The organism is Pseudomonas sp. RA_105y_Pfl2_P56, from assembly GCF_963970845.1.
Lineage (GTDB): Bacteria > Pseudomonadota > Gammaproteobacteria > Pseudomonadales > Pseudomonadaceae > Aquipseudomonas > Aquipseudomonas baetica_A.
Genome location: NZ_CAXAPL010000015.1, coordinates 13295 through 31380 on the forward strand (window position 1 = coordinate 13295; position 18086 = coordinate 31380).

The following is an 18086-nucleotide window of genomic DNA, read 5'->3' on the forward strand; positions in this document are numbered from 1 at the left end:
CTCAGAGCCTAGCACTTAGCCTTGTACCGCACTGAGGGTCAGGTCCAGACACTTGCGCGCCTTGGTCACCAGCTCATCGATCTCCGCTTTGCTGATCACCAGCGGCGGCGCGATGATCATGGTGTCGCCCACAGCGCGCATGATCAGCCCGTTGTCGAAGCAGAACTGACGGCAGATCATGCCGACACCCTTGCCTTCGTAACGCTTGCGAGTGGCCTTGTCCTGCACCAGCTCGATCGCCCCCAGCAGACCAACACCGCGAACTTCACCTACCAATGGGTGATCGTTCAGTTCCCGCAGACGTTTCTGCAAATACGGTGCCGTTTCGTTGCGCACGGTCTCGATAATTTTTTCTTCGCGCAGAATCCGGATGTTTTCCAGACCCACCGCCGCCGCCACCGGGTGGCCGGAGTAAGTGAAGCCGTGGTTGAAATCGCCACCTTCGTTGAGCACCGCGACCACTTCGTCACGCACGATCAGACCACCCATCGGGATATAGCCGGACGTCAGGCCCTTGGCGATGGTCATCATGTCGGGCGCAAGGTCGTAGAAATCGCTACCGAACCACTCACCGGTACGACCGAAACCGCAGATCACTTCGTCGGCAACGAAGAGGATGTCGTACTTGGCGAGGATTTCCTTGATGCGCGGCCAGTAGGTGTCGGGCGCAATGATCACGCCACCGGCACCCTGGATCGGCTCGGCAATAAAGGCACCGACGTTGTCGACGCCGACTTCGAGAATCTTCTCTTCCAGTTGATTCGCCGCCCAGACACCGAACTCTTCCGGCGACATGTCGCCGCCCTCGGCGAACCAGTACGGCTGCTCGATGTGGACGATGCCCGGGATCGGCAAGTCGCCCTGCTCGTGCATATACGTCATGCCGCCCAGGCTCGCGCCGGCCACGGTCGAACCGTGATAGCCGTTCTTGCGGCTGATGATGACTTTCTTGTTTGGCTGGCCCTTGATTGCCCAGTAGTGACGAACCATACGCAGCATGGTGTCGTTGCCTTCGGAGCCGGAACCGGTGAAGAACACGTGGTTCATGCCTGCTGGCGCGACGTCAGCGATGGCCTTGGCCAGTTCCAGCGCTGGAGGATGCGCGGTCTGGAAGAACAGGTTGTAGTAAGGCAGTTCGCGCATCTGCTTGCTGGCGGCGTCGGCCAGTTCATCGCGACCGTAACCGATGGCCACGCACCACAGCCCGGCCATGCCGTCGAGGATCTTGTTGCCTTCGCTGTCCCACAGGTAAACGCCTTTGGCGTTGGTGATGATCCGTGGGCCCTTCTCTTTCAACTGCTTGAAATCGCTGAACGGGGCCAGGTGATGATCGCTGCTCAGCGCTTGCCACTCACGGGTTTGCGGGTTGTTGCTGGTCATGCCAATTCTCCTTGTCAGAGGTGAAGGCGCGCCGCCTGAGCGCCGCGCCTGGCGTATCAGACGGCGAAGAGCAGGTACTCACGCTCCCACGAACTGATCACGCGCTTGAAGTTTTCATGCTCGGCGCGCTTGACCGCGACATAGCCGGTGATGAAAGTTTTGCCGAGGTATTTCTCGATGGTCGCGCTGTTTTCCATGCGTTCCAGCGCATCCTCAATGGTCAGCGGCAGACGCAGGTTGCGGCGTTCATAGCCACGACCAACGACTGGTGCGCTCGGGTTCAGACCCTCGACCATGCCGATGTAACCGCAGAGCAGGCTCGCCGCGATCGCCAGATAGGGGTTGGCATCAGCGCCCGGCAAACGGTTTTCCACCCGGCGGTTATGCGGGCCGGCATCCGGTACGCGCAGGCCCACGGTGCGGTTTTCTTCGCCCCATTCCACGTTCACCGGTGCCGAGGTGTCCGGCAGGAAGCGACGGAACGAGTTGACGTTCGGCGCGAACAGCGGCAACAGCTCAGGGATCAGTTTCTGCAAACCACCGATGTGGTGCAGGAACAACTGGCTCATGGTCCCGTCTTCATTGGAAAAAACGTTCTTGCCGGTCTCGATGTCGATGATGCTCTGGTGCAAGTGCATCGCACTGCCCGGCTCGCCGGTCATCGGCTTGGCCATAAAGGTGGCGGCCACGTTGTGCTTGAGCGCGGCTTCGCGCATGGTGCGTTTGAACACCAGAATCTGATCGGCCAGCGACAGCGCGTCGCCGTGACGGAAGTTGATTTCCATCTGCGCCGTGCCGTCTTCGTGGATCAGCGTGTCGAGGTCCAGCTCCTGCAGTTCGCACCAGTCATAGACGTCTTCGAACAGCGGATCGAATTCGTTCGCCGCTTCAATGGAGAACGACTGGCGACCGATTTCCGGACGACCCGAACGGCCGACCGGCGGCTGCAACGGATAGTCAGGGTCGTCGCTGCGCTTGGTCAGGTAGAACTCCATTTCCGGCGCCACGATCGGCTGCCAGCCCTTGTCGGCATAGAGTTTCAGGACTTTCTTGAGGACGTTGCGCGGCGACAGCTCGATCGGATTGCCTTGCTTGTCGTAGGTGTCGTGGATCACCTGCGCGGTGGGCTCGATGGCCCACGGCACCAGGTACACGGCGTTCTGGTCGGGGCGGCAGATCATGTCGATGTCGGCCGGGTCGAGCAGTTCGTAATAGATGTCGTCTTCGACATAGTCGCCGGTCACGGTCTGCAACAGCACGCTCTCTGGCAGGCGCATGCCTTTCTCGGCGATGAACTTGTTGGTCGGCGAGATCTTGCCCCGGGTGATGCCGGTCAAGTCGCCGACCATGCATTCGACTTCTGTGATCTTGTGGTCTTTCAACCAATCGGTGAGCTGGTCGAGGTTGTTACTCATAAATGCCTCTGGGCTGAGTCTCCTGACGCTAGGTCAGGCAAAGTTTGACGCTTGTGCGTCGCGTTAAAGGGGGCTTGCTTGCGCGCAGTGCCGGCTTACGCCTGGCACCGCGCATAGACAATGAAAGAAGAGCTTACCTGCCCTTTACGCTGGCGTTGCATTTCTTGTGCACTCTGGAAACGTACAGCCGCGCGTGCAGAATCATGAGCACGACGTGGGGAGCGGCGCAGGCTTTGGGAGAGAAAGAGAACTATATTGGAAGGAGACGCCATAAAGAGGATGCTTGCCCGTACGTCCAGAATATCGGACGGTGCCGTATGGCCGGCTGCTTGCGAAAACATCGTCAACAGGCCACGCGCCATGCTGGCTACGCTACGGACGGATTTGTCGCCACTGATGTGATGAGCATGCAGACCGGACTGTTGCGAGCAGTCGGTGATGCCGATTAACGGCAGGCGAGACATGAAGCACCCCGGTATTATTGCTGTTATGGGTTTGATCGGAGCTTAGCCTTGTTCATTTTTTTACACAACACCCCCGTAAAAAATACAACACGGCCTGCTCAAGCCCGCGGGTGCCAAGCGTGCCAAAGGCAAAAAACCGCCCCAAAGTGCCCCATAAATGCCCTTGCAGCGCTTTTTTAGGGCAAAAAAGGCCTCGCTTGACTTCGGCAGGCCGTTCGGGTTGACTGAAACCAGAAAAGATCAATGATTGATATTTTTAACAACAAAGGTGTTGCATCATGTCGGTACCCCCGCGTGCCGTTCAGCTTAATGAAGCGAACGCGTTCCTTAAGGAACATCCTGAGGTTCTGTACGTTGACCTTCTGATTGCGGATATGAATGGTGTGGTGCGCGGCAAGCGCATAGAACGCACCAGCCTCCACAAGGTTTACGAGAAAGGCATCAACCTGCCGGCCTCTCTATTTGCTCTGGATATCAATGGTTCGACGGTGGAAAGCACCGGTCTGGGCCTGGACATCGGCGACGCCGATCGTATCTGCTATCCAATCCCCGACACCCTGTGCAACGAGCCTTGGCAGAAGCGCCCGACCGCGCAACTGTTGATGACCATGCACGAACTGGAAGGTGATCCGTTCTTCGCCGATCCGCGCGAAGTGCTCCGTCAAGTTGTTGCAAAGTTTGACGAGATGGGCTTGACCATCTGCGCCGCATTCGAACTCGAGTTCTACCTGATCGACCAGGAAAACGTGAACGGCCGTCCGCAGCCGCCACGCTCGCCGATCTCCGGTAAGCGCCCGCACTCGACGCAGGTTTACCTGATCGACGACCTCGACGAATACGTCGACTGCCTCCAGGACATTCTGGAAGGTGCCAAAGAGCAAGGCATCCCGGCCGACGCCATCGTCAAGGAAAGTGCCCCGGCGCAGTTCGAAGTGAACCTGCACCACGTCGCCGACCCGATCAAGGCATGCGATTACGCTGTATTGCTCAAGCGTCTGATCAAGAACATCGCCTACGACCATGAAATGGACACCACCTTCATGGCCAAGCCTTACCCGGGCCAGGCGGGCAACGGTTTGCACGTCCACATTTCGATTCTTGATAAAGATGGCAAAAACATTTTTGCCAGCGAGGATCCCGAGCAGAACGCCGCACTGCGTCATGCGATCGGCGGTGTGCTCGAGACCCTGCCGGCGCAGATGGCTTTCCTCTGCCCGAACGTCAACTCCTACCGTCGTTTCGGCGCACAGTTCTACGTGCCGAACTCGCCGTGCTGGGGCCTGGACAACCGCACCGTGGCGATTCGCGTACCGACCGGCTCTGCAGATGCCGTGCGTATCGAACACCGCGTGGCCGGCGCCGACGCCAACCCGTACCTGCTGATGGCTTCGGTACTGGCAGGCGTGCATCACGGCCTGACCAACAAGATCGAGCCAGGCGCGCCCGTCGAAGGCAACAGCTACGAGCAGAACGAGCAAAGCCTGCCGAACAACTTGCGCGATGCACTGCGTGAGCTGGACGACAGCGAGGTGATGGCCAAGTACATCGATCCGAAATACATCGATATCTTCGTCGCCTGTAAAGAGAGCGAGCTGGAGGAGTTCGAACACTCCATCTCCGACCTCGAGTACAACTGGTACCTGCATACCGTTTAAGCGGTTGTGGCGCCAAAAGGAACGCCGTTGGCTATTGCAGCCAACGGCGTTTTTTTATGGCCCGCACCCTCGGGATGAATGGTGAGTACACAGAGATCAACTGTGGGAGGGGGCTCGCTCCCGAAGGCGTCCTGGCAGACAACACACACACTGGCTCGTACAATGCCCGCTGCCCCGCAGGAGACTTCCATGACGCGACCCGCCACCATTCGCAAACCCCGCGCCCGCAGTCAGGCACGGATCGATTCGATACTCGACGCCGCACGCACGCTGCTGGCCGCCGAGGGTGTGGCCAGTCTGTCGATCTACAGCGTGGCCGAGCGCGCACAGATTCCGCCCTCCTCCGTTTACCACTTTTTCACCAGCGTCCCGGCGCTGCTCGAAGCACTGACAGCCGATGTTCACGCTGCCTTTCGCGCCTGCCTGCAAGCGCCAATCGACCATGAAACCCTGCGCGACTGGCGCGACCTGTCACGACTGGTCGAACAACGGATGCTGGAGATCTACGACGAGGACGCCGCGGCGCGCCAACTGATCCTCGCCCAGCACGGTCTTACCGAAGTCACCCAGGCCGACCGGCAACACGACCTCGAACTGGGCGACCTGATGCACAAGCTGTTCGAGCATCATTTCGAACTGCCGAGACTGCCGGAGGATGTCGACGTGTTTGCCCTGGCGATGGAACTGGGTGACCGCGTCTATGCACGCTCGGTGCAGCAACACGGACAAATCACACCGCGCATGGCTGAAGAAGGGATGCGGGTGTTCGATGCCTATATCGGTTTGTATTTACCGCCCTATCTGCCCAAGAGAATTCGCTAGCGCCCTCTTCGCGAGCACGCCGCAGACTTCAAGCCAGGTACAAACAGCGGCTTACAACTTGGCGATCGACACCTCAGTGGATTTCACAAAGGCAATCACCTCGCTGCCGACCACCAGTTCCAGCTCCTTGACCGAGCGGGTGGTGATCACCGAAGTGACGATACCCGAGGCGGTCTGCACGTCGATTTCCGACAGCACGTCGCCAAGGACAATTTCCTTGATTGAGCCTTTGAACTGGTTACGCACGTTGATGGCTTTGATAGTCATGGCAATGATTCCTGTCGTTTGCTTGAGTTATTGCGCCCAACGCAGTTGCGCAGGCAGTGGTGAAACAGGTTCCGGCGCCGGCGGTTCGCCAGGCAGGGAAAGAACGCGGTTGAGCACTTCGGTTTCCAGTGCGGCCAGCCTGTGCGAACCGCGCACGCGAGGGCGTGGCAGTTCCACAGGCAGATCGAGACCGACTTCGCCGTCCTCGATCAGAATCACACGGTCGGCAATCGCCACCGCTTCGCTGGCATCGTGGGTCACCAGCAACACGGTGAAGCCGTGTTGCTGCCAGAGGCGTTCGATCAGTTGCTGCATCTCGATCCGGGTCAGCGCATCCAGCGCGCCGAGTGGCTCGTCGAGCAATAACAGTCGCGGTTGGTGGATCAGCGCCCGGGCCAGAGCAACACGCTGCTTTTGCCCTCCGGACAAAGCTGCCGGCCATTCGTTGGCACGATCCGCCAGCCCGACCGCCTCGAGTGCTTCGAGCGCCTTGGGACGCCAGTTGCCCGCGAGACCGAGGCCAACGTTGTCGATGATCTTTTTCCACGGCAGCAACCGTGCTTCCTGGAACATCAGCCGGGTGTCTTCCCGCACATCGCCGAGCGGCGCGCAGCCCGCAAGCAGGTCGCCGCCAGTCGGTTGATCGAGCCCGGCGAGCAGGCGCAGCAAGGTACTTTTGCCGCAACCACTGCGCCCGACCACCGCGACAAACTGCCCCGCCGGAATGTGCAGATCGATGTCACGCAAAACCTGGCGTGAACCGAAGGTCTTTTGCAGGTTGCGCACCGCCAGCGGTATACCGCGCAGCAGGCGTGGAGGTTGTTGAGCCGTCATGCCGCACCTCCCCTGGCAACCTGATAGGCCGGATGCCAACGCAGCCACACACGTTCAAGTCCACGGGCGGCGAGGTCGGCGAGTTTGCCGAGCACCGCGTAAAGCAGGATTGCCAGCACCACCACGTCGGTTTGCAAGAACTCCCGGGCGTTCATCGCCAGATAGCCGATGCCGGAACTGGCCGAAATGGTTTCAGCGACGATCAGCGTCAGCCACATGAAGCCCAGCGCGAAGCGCACCCCGACCAGAATCGAAGGCAACGCGCCCGGCAGAATCACCTGCCGGAACAGGCTGAAACCGGACAAGCCATAACTGCGCGCCATCTCCACCAGCGCCGGGTCGACATTGCGAATGCCGTGGTAGGTGTTGAGGTAGATCGGAAACAGCGTGCCCAGCGCCACCAGAAAAATCTTCGCCGACTCATCGATGCCGAACCACAGGATCACCAGCGGAATCAGCGCCAGATGCGGCACGTTGCGGATCATCTGCACCGAGCTGTCGAGCAGACGCTCGCCCCATGTCGACAGCCCGGTAATGAACCCCAGCACCAGACCGATGCTGCCCCCGAGGGTGAAACCGAGTGCCGCGCGCCAACCACTGATCGCCAGGTGCGTCCAGATTTCACCGCTGCGCACCAGGCGCACGCCGGCCTCGATCACCGCCACCGGTGCCGGCAGAATCCGTGTCGACAACCCACCGGCCGACACCGACAACTGCCACACCGCCAGCAACAACACCGGCAACGCCCAGGGCGAGAGGCTGTGGATAATTTTCTTCATGGCGCGCCCACGCTTTGCGACGCGGCTTTGGGAAGAATGTCGTTGGCAACCATCTCGCCGAACGGGCTGACATACCCGGTGCTTTTCGGCCGTTCCGGGCGCTCGATGTCCAGATGCGGGAACAGCAGTTCCGCCACGCGATACGACTCTTCGAGGTGTGGATAACCGGAGAAGATAAAGGTGTCGATACCCAGATCCGCGTATTCCTTCACCCGTGTCGCCACGGTCGGGCCATCGCCGACCAGCGCCGTCCCGGCACCGCCGCGCACCAGACCGACACCGGCCCACAGGTTCGGGCTGACTTCGAGGTTGTCGCGACTGCCGCCATGCAATGCCGCCATGCGTTGCTGACCGACCGAATCGAAACGCGCCAGCGAAGCTTGAGCACGGGCGATGGTGTCGTCGTCCAGATGCGAGATCAAGCGATCCGCCGCTTGCCACGCTTCGGCGTTGCTTTCACGGACGATCACATGCAGACGAATGCCGAAGCGCACAGTGCGTCCGAGCTTGGCCGCTTTGGCGCGCACCTGTTCAATCTTCTCGGCCACTGCCGCTGGCGGCTCGCCCCAGGTCAGCACCATTTCAACCTGCTCGGCAGCCAGGTCCTGCGCTGCTTCCGACGAGCCGCCGAAGTACAGCGGCGGACGCGGTTGCTGGATCGGCGGATAGAGCAACTTGGCGCCCTTCACACTGATGTGCTGTCCGTCGTAGTCCACGGTTTCGCCTTCCAGCACACGGCGCCAGATGCGGGTGAATTCCACCGAGGCTTGATAGCGCTCTTCGTGACTGAGGAACAAACCATCACCGGCCAATTCTTCCGGGTCACCGCCGGTCACCAGGTTAAACAACGCGCGGCCGCCAGAGAGGCGATCCAGCGTCGCGGCCTGGCGCGCCGCCACCGTCGGGGAAATGATCCCGGGGCGCAGGGCGACGAGGAACTTCAGACGCTGGGTCACCGGGATCAGCGACGCCGCCACCAGCCAGGAGTCTTCGCAGGAACGCCCGGTGGGAATCAGCACACCGCCAAAACCCAGGCGATCCGCCGCTTGCGCGACCTGTTGCAGATAACCGTGGTCGACGGCGCGGGCGCCTTCGGCGGTGCCCAGGTAATGGCCGTCGCCGTGGGTAGGCAAGAACCAGAAGATATTGAGGGTCATGGAGTGGTCTCCTTGGGAATTGGAATTACTGGGCTTGGCTGACTGAGCGTTGGGCCACGGCGGGCGCAGGGGTCCAGATCACGTCCTTGACGCTTAACGGCTTGGGAATCAGCTTGAGCTGGAAGAACGTGTCGGCGATTTTCTGTTGTGCGGCGACCACGTCCGGGGTCAGGAACAGCGCCCCAAAACCCTGGCGCTTCATCGACGTCAGGGTGATATCCGCCGGCAGCCCGAGCAGCGGCGCAACCTGTTGGGTCACCGCTTCAGGGTTGGCCTTGGACCATTGACCCACGGCACGCACTTCCTCGATGAGGGCTTTGATCGCCTCGGGATGTTTGTGCGCGTAAGGCTTGGTCGCGAGATAGAACTGGTGGTTGTCGACAATGCCTTGGCCGTCACGCAGGGTGTGCGCCTGCAGTTGTTTTTCGGCGGCGGCCTGGTACGGATCCCAGATGACCCAAGCGTCGACACTGCCACGCTCGAACGCCGCACGCGCATCGGCTGGCGGCAGGAATACGGTCTGGATGTCGGTGTATTTGAGGCCGGCGTCTTCCAGAGCGCGCACCAGCAGGTAGTGAACGTTGGAGCCTTTGTTCAGGACGACTTTCTTGCCCTTGAGATCGGCCACCGAGGTGATCGGAGAGTCTTTCGGCACCAGGATCGCCTCGCTGTTCGGCGCCGGCGGTTCATAGGCGACATAGAGCAGATCGGCGCCGGCGGCTTGAGCGAAGACCGGTGGGGTTTCGCCCGTGACGCCAAAGTCGATCGAGCCGACGTTCAGGCCTTCCAGCAGTTGTGGGCCACCGGGGAATTCAGTCCATTGCACGTCCACGCCTTGAGCGGCGAGGCGTTTTTCCAGGGTTCCTTTGGCTTTGAGCAGCACCAGCGTGCCGTACTTCTGATAACCGATCCGCAACGTCTCGGCTTGAGCTTGAGTGATAGCGCCGAAGGTGACAGCCGCAGCAAACAGAGCGACCAGACCACGACGCAAAAATACAGTGCGCATAGCGCTCTCCTTTTTGCTGTTGGGTTTTGGCTGCACCTGCTTGCCCGTTGGCGGGCGAGTAAGGCGAGTACTTCATGTTTCGATGCATCTGGACAATCGGCTCAAATGCTCCAGCGAGCACTCAACAAACGTTCATTCAACAGGCCCGGCTCCAGCGGCTTCGGTCGGCGGGCGATGGCGCTGACAAACTGCTCCAGCGCCTCATGCAGACGCTGCTCCAGCGCCGGCGCCAGTTGCGCCACGGCACTGCCTTGGCCGTAAGCGATCTGGCTGTCCTCGGCAAAAATCCCTTGCAGCATTTCCTGGGCTTTCAATGCCGACAGCACAGGCTTGAGCGCGTAATCGACCACCAGCATGTGGGCGATGCTACCGCCCGTGGCCATCGGCAAAACAACCTTGTGGTGCAAGGCGCGCTCGGGCAGCAGGTCCAGTAAGGTCTTCAAGGCACCGGAAAACGAAGCCTTGTAAACGGGCGTGGCGATCAGCAGGCCATCGGCGTTTTCAATCTGCGCCAGCAGGTCGAGTACCTTCGGGCTGTCGAAACGGGCGTGAAGCAAATCTTCGGCGGGAAAGTCCCGCACCTGATAACTCACCACTTCCACCCCTTGCGCCTGCAACCAGCGTTGCGAGCGCTCCAGCAGCACCCCGGAGCGGGAGCGCAGGCTGGGACTGCCACCGAGAGAGACGACCAGCATTGAGACCATTCCTTAAGCGTTACAGGCGATTCGCAGGATGCGATCTCGCGTCGATGTGAGTGACCTTACCAGTTGATTTATATATCCATAAATCATATTTATTCATTTGGTTATGCACTTTAGAGCTATGCGATTGACGTTCCCCCAGGCAAAAAAAACAGGCCGTCAAACGGCCTGAAATCCCCTGCTGTTGGGTGCTGAAAATGCTGAATCCTGTGCTGATTGAACTGACGCCTTCGCGAGCAAGCCCGCTCCCACAGGGGGGGGAGAACGCATTTCAAAATGTGGGAGCAGGCTTGCTCGCGAAAGCGGTAGCGGCTGCACCGCAAACTTCATTGATTCACTTGTTCGGCTGCGGCGTCAGGCGCAGGTAGGGTTTCACCGTGCGGTAGCCCTTCGGAAAGCGCCGCTTGATCTCGTCTTCATCCTTGAGCGACGGCACGATCACCACCTCATCACCGTCCTGCCAGTTGGCCGGTGTGGCCACTTTGTAGTTGTCGGTGAGTTGCAGCGAATCGATCACCCGCAAAATCTCGTGGAAGTTGCGCCCGGTGCTCGCCGGGTAGGTGATGGTCAGACGAATCTTCTTGTTCGGATCGATCACGAACAGCGAACGCACGGTCAAGGTGTCGCTGGCGTTCGGGTGGATCAGGTCGTACAAATCCGACACCTTGCGATCGGCATCGGCCAGGATCGGGAAGTTGACGAGAGTGTTCTGGGTTTCGTTGATGTCTTCGATCCACTTTTGATGCGAATCCACCGGGTCGACCGACAGTGCGATGGCTTTGACGCCACGTTTGCTGAACTCGTCCTTGAGCTTGGCGGTAAAGCCCAGCTCCGTGGTGCACACCGGGGTGAAGTCCGCCGGGTGAGAGAACAGCACGCCCCAGCTATCGCCGAGCCATTCGTGGAAACGAATCTTGCCGGCGCTGGAGTCTTGTTCGAAATCGGGGGCGATGTCGCCGAGTCTGAGGCTCATGGTGCTGCTCCTGATCAATGTTTGGAGACCTAAACTGTAGCTCGGCTTTCGTCCTTTAATAAAAGAATAAATAAGAAGACATCAATACCAAAAAAGAATATTAAACATCGTTCACTGGACGCTCGAGGGCATCGCGCCGAACATCGCTCGCAAGGTTCGAGAAGGCCTTGAGTAGCTGCAAAAGAGTGGAACTTCGGGGAGGGCTTACGGGGGTGAGTCTGACTCGAAAACGCAAAAGCCCCGTCCGGCGCGATGCCGGACGGGGCTTTTTTTACTTCAGCGAATCGAGACGCGCGATTACAGCAGCGGGATCGAGTAGCTGACGATCAGGCGGTTTTCATCCTGGTCACGCTGACCTGGGATGTCGTTGCGCCACATAGCGTTTTTCCACATTACGCCAACGTTCTTCAGCGGGCCTTCTGGTACGACGTAACCGATGGTCAGGTCGCGTTCCCACTCGGAGTTGCCATGGCCGTTTTCACGGCCATTTTTACCCACGGTGTCGATATTATCGCCACGCAGGTAAACCACACCCGCGGTCAGGCCAGGCACGCCAACCTTGGCGAAGTCATAGGAGTAGCGAGCCTGCCACGTACGTTCGCCAGCACGGGCAAACTTGGCGATCTGCATGTCGGTGGTGATGTAAGCCGAGGACCCATCACCCTGGTTCAGCCAAGGGAAGTCACTGCTGCCGTTGCTGACCTGGTAGCCGCCACCGAAGGTATGACCTTCAACGCTATACAGGAACAAGCCGCTGTAAAGGTTGTTGTCGACTTTGCCCTTACCCGCATTGAAACCGGTGTAGTTACCGTTACTGAAATAAGCCGAGTCGTGGCCGTTCAAGCCGTCATCGGAGCTGTTGAAATAACGCAAGTCCGATTTCAACACGCCAGGGCCGATTGCCCAGTTGTGAACCAGGCCCAGGAAGTGCTGTTTGTAGAAGTCTTCCAGATTGCCGTAGTAGTACTGGGCAGTCAGGTCTTTGGTGATTTTGTAATCACCACCGGCGTAGATGAACTTGTTGCTGTTAGCCGTACGAGCACTTGCACCGCCAATGGCCAGGTTCTCGTTATTGCTGGAGTTACGCCCCTTCACAGCTTCGATCTGACCGCCAATCAGCGTCAGGTCTTTGATCTCGTTGGACGTGATCTGGCCACCTTGAAAGGTTTGCGGCAGCAGACGGCCATCGTTGGTCACGATGACTGGCAGCTTTGGCTGCAGGGTGCCGAGCTTGAGTTCAGTCTGGGAGATCTTGGCTTTGGCAGTCAGGCCCAGGCTGGAGAAGTTGTTAACCGCTTTGCCATTGGACTCACTTGGGAAAACCGTGCCGCCGTACGACGTGCTGCTGGTTGCCCCATTGGTGCCGCCACCCGAATCCAGACGCACGCCCAACAGGCCGATGGCATCGATACCGAAACCGACGGTGCCTTGGGTGTAACCGGAGATGAAGCGCAGATCGAAGCCTTGGCCCCATTCTTCAGCTTTGCTCTGGGTGGAGTGAGCACCCGAGTCACGGTTATCGTTATTGATGTAGAAGTTACGCAGCCCCAAGGTAGCTTTGCTGTCTTCGATGAAACCGGCGGCGCCTGCCTGCTGCGCCAAAACCCCTACGGCCACAGCCAGGGCCAAGGTGGACTTGTTCATGTATCGCTCCTATCGTTTCCAGTTCTTTTGTTGGCGGTTGCGGATCGATTGCCCGCAATCCTCAACGTGTCATTCGCGGCTGGCCGTTTACCCCCCAGCCAAAGCCGCGGAAGAATACCCCGGCATAATCCCAAAAAGAATTATCCAGCTCTTTTTCATAGCGTTAGGGTATATACAAACGCACCACCGATCCGAGGTATCGGCTGAAGCGCCGATTCCTGAATGCCAGGATTGTCGAGGGACAAAATGGCCAAAACACCGGGCAGATCACCGGCTCCGGACGGGCTCACTTTAGCCCCCCGCATAAAAAGCAAAAAAGAATAAAAAACAATTAGAAGCTCTAATTAAGGAATATCAAAAAAAACGCAAAAAAAACCTCGCCAAAGGGCGAGGTTCTTTTTCGAGAACTTTTTACATGAAGCTATAGGTGTAGTTGAAGATCAGACGCGTTTGATCCTGGCTGGCGATGCCGGTACCGCTGCCACGGTAAGTACCATGACGCACCGTCGTGCCAAACCCTTTCAGAGCACCTTGCTGAATGGTGTAGTCCACACGCAGGTCACGTTCCCACTCGGACTGATCGGCGCCACCGTTCTTGGCTTTGATGTCATCACCGTACAAGTAGGCAACCGAGGCTTTCAGGCCAGGCACGCCCAGCGCAGCGAAGTCATAGCTGTATTGACCGAACGTGGTGTTTTCACCAGCACGAATGAAGCTGTTGACCATCGCATCAGTGAACAGGTAGAAGCTCGCGCCCCCCGCACCTTCGTTACGACCATTGCCATCGACCACGTTGCCTTGGTTCAGGAAGACGAAACCACCGTCATCGTTGACGCGCTGATGACCCACCAGGAAGGCACTGCCACCCAAGGTGTAGGTGAACATCGCACTCCAGGTTTTGTTGTCAACTTCACCGGCGTTCTTGGCATAGCCGTTGTTGTTGTTGAACTGATAGCCGGCTTCGCCGTTCTTGCCGTCGGAGCTGCTGTCGAAATAACGGATATCGGTCTTGAACGACTGGTTGGTGCTGATCGGAAGAACGTGCACCAGACCGAAGAAATTCTGCTTGTAATAGTCTTTCAGGTTCGAGTGGTAGTACTGCAGGGTCAGGTCTTTGGTGACCTTCCAGTCAGCACCGGCATAACGGAACTGATTGCTGTCCTGCGTACCACCGGCCACGGCCAGGCCGGTACTGTTTGACGAGGCGCGACCCACCGCGTGCTCGAGCTGACCGGCGTTGAAGGTGACGTTGTCGATTTCCTTGGAGGTGATCGTGCCACCCTCGAAGGTTTGAGGCAGCAGACGGCTATCGTTCGCGACCAGAATCGGCAAGCTAGGTTGCAGCGCGCCACCCAAGTGAGCTTCGGTCTTGGACAGACGTGCCTTGACGTTACCTGCGATGCGGCTCCACGACTGCGTGGCCGAGCCGTCGGAATCACTTGGATTGAACGAATTATTGTTTGGGTGATGACCACGGCCACCGTCCAGGTGAATACCGCTGAGCGCCTGGACATCAAGACCAAAACCGACCGTGCCTTGAGTGAAACCGGACAGGTAATCGAACTTGAAGCCCTGCGCGGCTTCTTTCTGATCCGATCCGCCGTCACGATTGTCGGCATTGAAGTACATGGTGCGAGAACTGATGGACGCCTTGCTGTCTTCGATGAAACCCGCGGCGCCTGCCTGCTGCGCCAAAACCCCTACGGCCACAGCCACGGCCAAAGTGGACTTATTCATTGTTAAGCTCCTCTCGTTTCTAATTCTTGTTTTCCTGGCCCGGATCGATGCCCGAGTCCGAAGGTTCGCGATTAGCGCCAGAGCGTGACCCACAAGTCAATCGTAACTTTGTGTGTCTACGACCATGGTCTAATCTCCGGTTTTTTGGTCCATGCAGGTTCATGAATTCGTCATGAACCTGAAAAGAATGGATACCTTCTTTTCTAATACCCTTTAGGAATTTGAACCCCGCATTTGCGCGCTATGGTGCTCCCCACGACAACGCGCCAGTCAATTCCTGAAGGGTATTAAGAGCATCCTGTTTAGTCCGTTTTGCACTGAAGCAATCCAGACACAATTCCGTCACCCCAACAGCCAACCCAGCGCACTATCCGGGTCAATTGTTACAGTTTGTGTATCGGAAGATTTTTTCCGCTCACAGCGCAGCCGCCGTCCTTGCCGGCATGACCCGGCTCGATTCAGACGTCGTTTTCAGTGGTGGGAAATCAGGAGGAGAGTGTCAGAAGAAACACGATGGGATGGGGAGCTTGCAGCCTGTACCGGCTCCCCACCCCCTGATGAATCAAAGCGTCTTTTCGAAGATCTTCGAATTGCGCTGAAAGTTGTACAACGAGGCCCGCGCTGCCGGCAGACGCTCAACGCTGCTTGGTTCAAACCCACGCTCACGGAACCAGTGCGCAGTACGCGTGGTGAGGACGAACAATGTCTTCAAGCCTTGGGCCCGGGCACGAGTCTCGATGCGCTCCAGCAGTTCATCACCGCGACCGCCGTGGCGGTACTCCGGGTTTACTGCCAGGCAGGCCAGTTCGCCGGCATCCGATTCGGCAATCTGATACAGCGCCGCACAGGCGATGATCATGCCTTCACGCTCAACCACGCTGAACTGCTCGATCTCGCGCTCCAGCACTTCGCGCGAACGACGCACCAGAATGCCTTGCTCTTCCAGCGGGCTGATCAGGTCGAGCAAGCCGCCGACGTCTTCAATCGCCGCCTCGCGTACCAGCTCGAATTGCTCCTGGGCCACCAACGTACCGCCACCGTCACGGGTGAACAGTTCGGTCAGCAGCGCGCCGTTCTCGACGTAACTGACGATATGGCTGCGCGCCACGCCGCCACGGCAGGCTTCAGCGGCGGCATCGAGCAACTCCGCCTGATAATTGCTGCTGCCCAGACGCTGCAAATGCGCCGGTACTTGCTGCGGGCGCAGCTCACGCACCAGTTTGCCGTTCTCGTCGATCAGGCCAAGGTCAGCGCCGAACAGCAGTAACTTGTCGGCGCCCAGGTCAATGGCGGCGCGAGTAGCGACGTCTTCGCAAGCCAGGTTGAAAATCTCGCCGGTCGGCGAATACCCCAGCGGCGACAGCAACACAATCGAACGCTCGTCCAGCAAACGGTTGATGCCCTTGCGGTCGACCCGGCGCACTTCGCCGGTGTGGTGATAGTCGACCCCTTCCAGCACACCGATCGGCCGCGCGGTAACAAGATTGCCGCTGGCCACGCGCAGACGCGAGCCCTGCATGGGCGAGGAAGCCATGTCCATCGACAGGCGCGCTTCGATGGCGATCCGCAGTTGGCCAACGGCGTCGATCACACATTCCAGCGTCGCCGCATCGGTGATGCGCATGCCGTGGTGGTAATGCGGAGTCAGGCCGCGAGCGGCGAGGCGGGTTTCAATCTGCGGACGCGAACCGTGCACCAGCACCAAACGCACGCCGAGGCTGTGCAGCAGCACGATGTCGTGGACGATGTTGCCGAAATTCGGATGCTCAACGCCGTCGCCGGGCAGCATGACGACGAAGGTGCAATCGCGGTGGGCATTGATATAAGGGGACGCGTGACGAAGCCAATTAACGTATTCGGGCATGAACCTGGGCCTGTAATAAATAGCAGCCGGAAAAAAGGGCGAAACGGAAAACGCACAGCGGGCTGGTGGTTATCGTCGGAACAGGCTTGGCGACACGCGCGCTCTCCTCATGAATACGGGTTGGGATGTTGGCAATTTACGGCGTTTGATCGGACAAAACACAGCCCGCTCCCGCAAGGAGACATCAGGGTTTGTCCGGGCTCAGGCAGTAATGTTCAATCAACTGTCGCAATAGATGCACGGTAGGCTGCAAACGTGACATTTCAAGGTACTCGCCGGGCTGATGCGCACAAGCGATGTCGCCAGGGCCGAGCACGATGGTTTCGCAGCCCAGGCGCTGAAGATAAGGCGCTTCGGTGCCAAACGCTACTGCTTCGGCACGGTGACCGGTGAGCTTTTCGGCAATACGCACCAATTCGACATCTTCAGCCTGCTCGAACGGCGGCACCTCCGGGAACAACGGTTTGTAGTCGATCTTCACCTGATGCCGTTCGGCGACCGGGTTGAGCTTGCGCAGAATCTCGGCGCGCAGCACGTTCGGGTCCATGCCCGGCAACGGGCGCAGGTCGAATTCCAGGGAACACTGGCCGCAGATACGGTTGGGGTTGTCGCCGCCATGGATGCAACCGAAGTTCATCGTCGGTTGCGGCACGCTGAACTGTGGGTTGTTGAATTCACGCTGCCACAGCAGGCGCAGGCCACGCAGTTCGCCGATGGCATCGTGCATCGCTTCGAGGGCGCTGCGGCCCAGGCGCGGATCCGACGAATGGCCGCTCTGCCCGAGAATGTCGATGCGCTCCATCATGATGCCTTTGTGCATGCGGATCGGCTTGAGCCCGGTCGGCTCGCCGATCACGGCAGCACGGCCCAGCGGCCGCCCAGCCTCGGCCAGCGCACGGGCGCCGGACATCGAGCTCTCTTCATCGCAAGTGGCGAGGATCAGCAGCGGTTGCTTGAACGGTTGGTCGAGCAGCGGGCGCACGGCTTCGATGATCAGGGCGAAGAAGCCCTTCATGTCACAACTGCCCAGACCGACCCAGCGGCCATCGACTTCGGTGAGAGTCAGCGGATCGGTCTGCCACAACGCATCGTCGTACGGCACCGTGTCGCTGTGCCCGGCCAGCACCAGCCCGCCGGGGCCGCTGCCGAAACTGGCGAGCAGGTTGAATTTGCCGGGAGTGACCTGCTGGATATCACAGCTGAAACCCAGATCACCCAGCCAGCCGGCAAGCAGATCGATGACCGCCCGGTTGGACTGATCCAGGTTCGGTTGGGTGCAGCTGACCGACGGCGCGGCAATCAGCGCAGTGAACTGGTCTTTCATGGACGGCAAAGGCATCGCTGACTCCAACTCCCGAGTTGAAGTCCATCATAGAACCATCCGGCGC

16 protein-coding genes are annotated in these 18086 nt (G+C 59.0%); 2 read left to right on the forward strand and 14 right to left on the reverse strand.

The window, feature by feature from the left end:
- Positions 1 to 15: 15 nt before the first annotated feature.
- From AACY11_RS12420 to AACY11_RS12430, 3 genes are all read right to left on the reverse strand, one after another.
- Positions 16 to 1380: an aspartate aminotransferase family protein gene (locus AACY11_RS12420; protein ID WP_339494888.1), complete on the reverse strand. Its 1365-nt coding sequence runs from the start codon at positions 1378 to 1380 to the stop codon at positions 16 to 18.
- Between the two features lie 56 nt (positions 1381 to 1436).
- The gene (locus AACY11_RS12425; RefSeq protein WP_339430409.1) at positions 1437 to 2795 is read right to left on the reverse strand and encodes a glutamine synthetase family protein; all 1359 of its coding nucleotides are present in this window, start codon (positions 2793 to 2795) and stop codon (positions 1437 to 1439) included.
- A 95-nt stretch (positions 2796 to 2890) separates the two neighbouring features.
- The gene (locus tag AACY11_RS12430; RefSeq protein ID WP_339494889.1) at positions 2891 to 3259 is read right to left on the reverse strand and encodes a glutamine amidotransferase; all 369 of its coding nucleotides are present in this window, start codon (positions 3257 to 3259) and stop codon (positions 2891 to 2893) included.
- Positions 3260 to 3537: 278 nt separating this feature from the next.
- On the opposite strand from AACY11_RS12430, the gene AACY11_RS12435 reads away from it, so the two are divergent.
- Together AACY11_RS12435 and AACY11_RS12440 are read left to right on the forward strand one after the other, a co-directional pair.
- Positions 3538 to 4914, forward strand: a complete 1377-nt coding sequence (locus AACY11_RS12435; RefSeq protein ID WP_339430411.1) for a glutamine synthetase family protein — start codon at positions 3538 to 3540, stop codon at positions 4912 to 4914.
- 189 nt (positions 4915 to 5103) lie between these two features.
- Positions 5104 to 5736 (forward strand): TetR/AcrR family transcriptional regulator, encoded by a 633-nt coding sequence (locus tag AACY11_RS12440; protein WP_339494891.1) that lies wholly within the window; start codon positions 5104 to 5106, stop codon positions 5734 to 5736.
- Between the two features lie 51 nt (positions 5737 to 5787).
- Here the strand turns inward: AACY11_RS12440 and AACY11_RS12445 are convergent, their stop codons facing one another.
- The 11 genes from AACY11_RS12445 to argE all read right to left on the reverse strand — a co-directional run bounded on the left by AACY11_RS12445 (position 5788) and on the right by argE (position 18037).
- On the reverse strand, positions 5788 to 6003 hold the full coding sequence (locus AACY11_RS12445; RefSeq protein WP_003229256.1) for a TOBE domain-containing protein: 216 nt from the start codon (positions 6001 to 6003) through the stop codon (positions 5788 to 5790).
- Positions 6004 to 6030: 27 nt separating this feature from the next.
- Positions 6031 to 6837 carry an aliphatic sulfonates ABC transporter ATP-binding protein gene (gene ssuB, locus AACY11_RS12450; RefSeq protein WP_339494893.1) on the reverse strand — a complete coding sequence of 269 codons (807 nt, stop codon included), beginning with the start codon at positions 6835 to 6837 and terminating at the stop codon, positions 6031 to 6033.
- Positions 6834 to 7616 (reverse strand): aliphatic sulfonate ABC transporter permease SsuC, encoded by a 783-nt coding sequence (ssuC, locus tag AACY11_RS12455; RefSeq protein WP_339494895.1) that lies wholly within the window; start codon positions 7614 to 7616, stop codon positions 6834 to 6836. Before ssuC ends, ssuB begins: the two co-directional genes overlap by 4 nt.
- Positions 7613 to 8773: an FMNH2-dependent alkanesulfonate monooxygenase gene (gene ssuD, locus AACY11_RS12460; RefSeq protein WP_339494896.1), complete on the reverse strand. Its 1161-nt coding sequence runs from the start codon at positions 8771 to 8773 to the stop codon at positions 7613 to 7615. The genes ssuC and ssuD overlap by 4 nt, the downstream gene beginning before the upstream one ends.
- Before the next feature lie 25 nt (positions 8774 to 8798).
- Positions 8799 to 9779: a sulfonate ABC transporter substrate-binding protein gene (locus AACY11_RS12465; protein WP_339494898.1), complete on the reverse strand. Its 981-nt coding sequence runs from the start codon at positions 9777 to 9779 to the stop codon at positions 8799 to 8801.
- Between the two features lie 101 nt (positions 9780 to 9880).
- Complete coding sequence (ssuE, locus tag AACY11_RS12470; RefSeq protein WP_339494899.1) at positions 9881 to 10474, reverse strand: NADPH-dependent FMN reductase; 594 nt, start codon at positions 10472 to 10474, stop codon at positions 9881 to 9883.
- Positions 10475 to 10814: 340 nt separating this feature from the next.
- On the reverse strand, positions 10815 to 11453 hold the full coding sequence (locus tag AACY11_RS12475; RefSeq protein ID WP_339430418.1) for a peroxiredoxin: 639 nt from the start codon (positions 11451 to 11453) through the stop codon (positions 10815 to 10817).
- 297 nt (positions 11454 to 11750) lie between these two features.
- Complete coding sequence (locus AACY11_RS12480) at positions 11751 to 13097, reverse strand: OprD family porin (RefSeq protein WP_339464664.1); 1347 nt, start codon at positions 13095 to 13097, stop codon at positions 11751 to 11753.
- 411 nt (positions 13098 to 13508) lie between these two features.
- Positions 13509 to 14834 carry an OprD family porin gene (locus AACY11_RS12485; RefSeq protein WP_339430420.1) on the reverse strand — a complete coding sequence of 442 codons (1326 nt, stop codon included), beginning with the start codon at positions 14832 to 14834 and terminating at the stop codon, positions 13509 to 13511.
- A 562-nt stretch (positions 14835 to 15396) separates the two neighbouring features.
- Positions 15397 to 16698 carry an amino-acid N-acetyltransferase gene (gene argA, locus AACY11_RS12490; protein ID WP_339430421.1) on the reverse strand — a complete coding sequence of 434 codons (1302 nt, stop codon included), beginning with the start codon at positions 16696 to 16698 and terminating at the stop codon, positions 15397 to 15399.
- Between the two features lie 184 nt (positions 16699 to 16882).
- Positions 16883 to 18037 carry an acetylornithine deacetylase gene (gene argE, locus AACY11_RS12495; RefSeq protein WP_339494900.1) on the reverse strand — a complete coding sequence of 385 codons (1155 nt, stop codon included), beginning with the start codon at positions 18035 to 18037 and terminating at the stop codon, positions 16883 to 16885.
- Between the last annotated feature and the right edge of the window lie 49 nt (positions 18038 to 18086).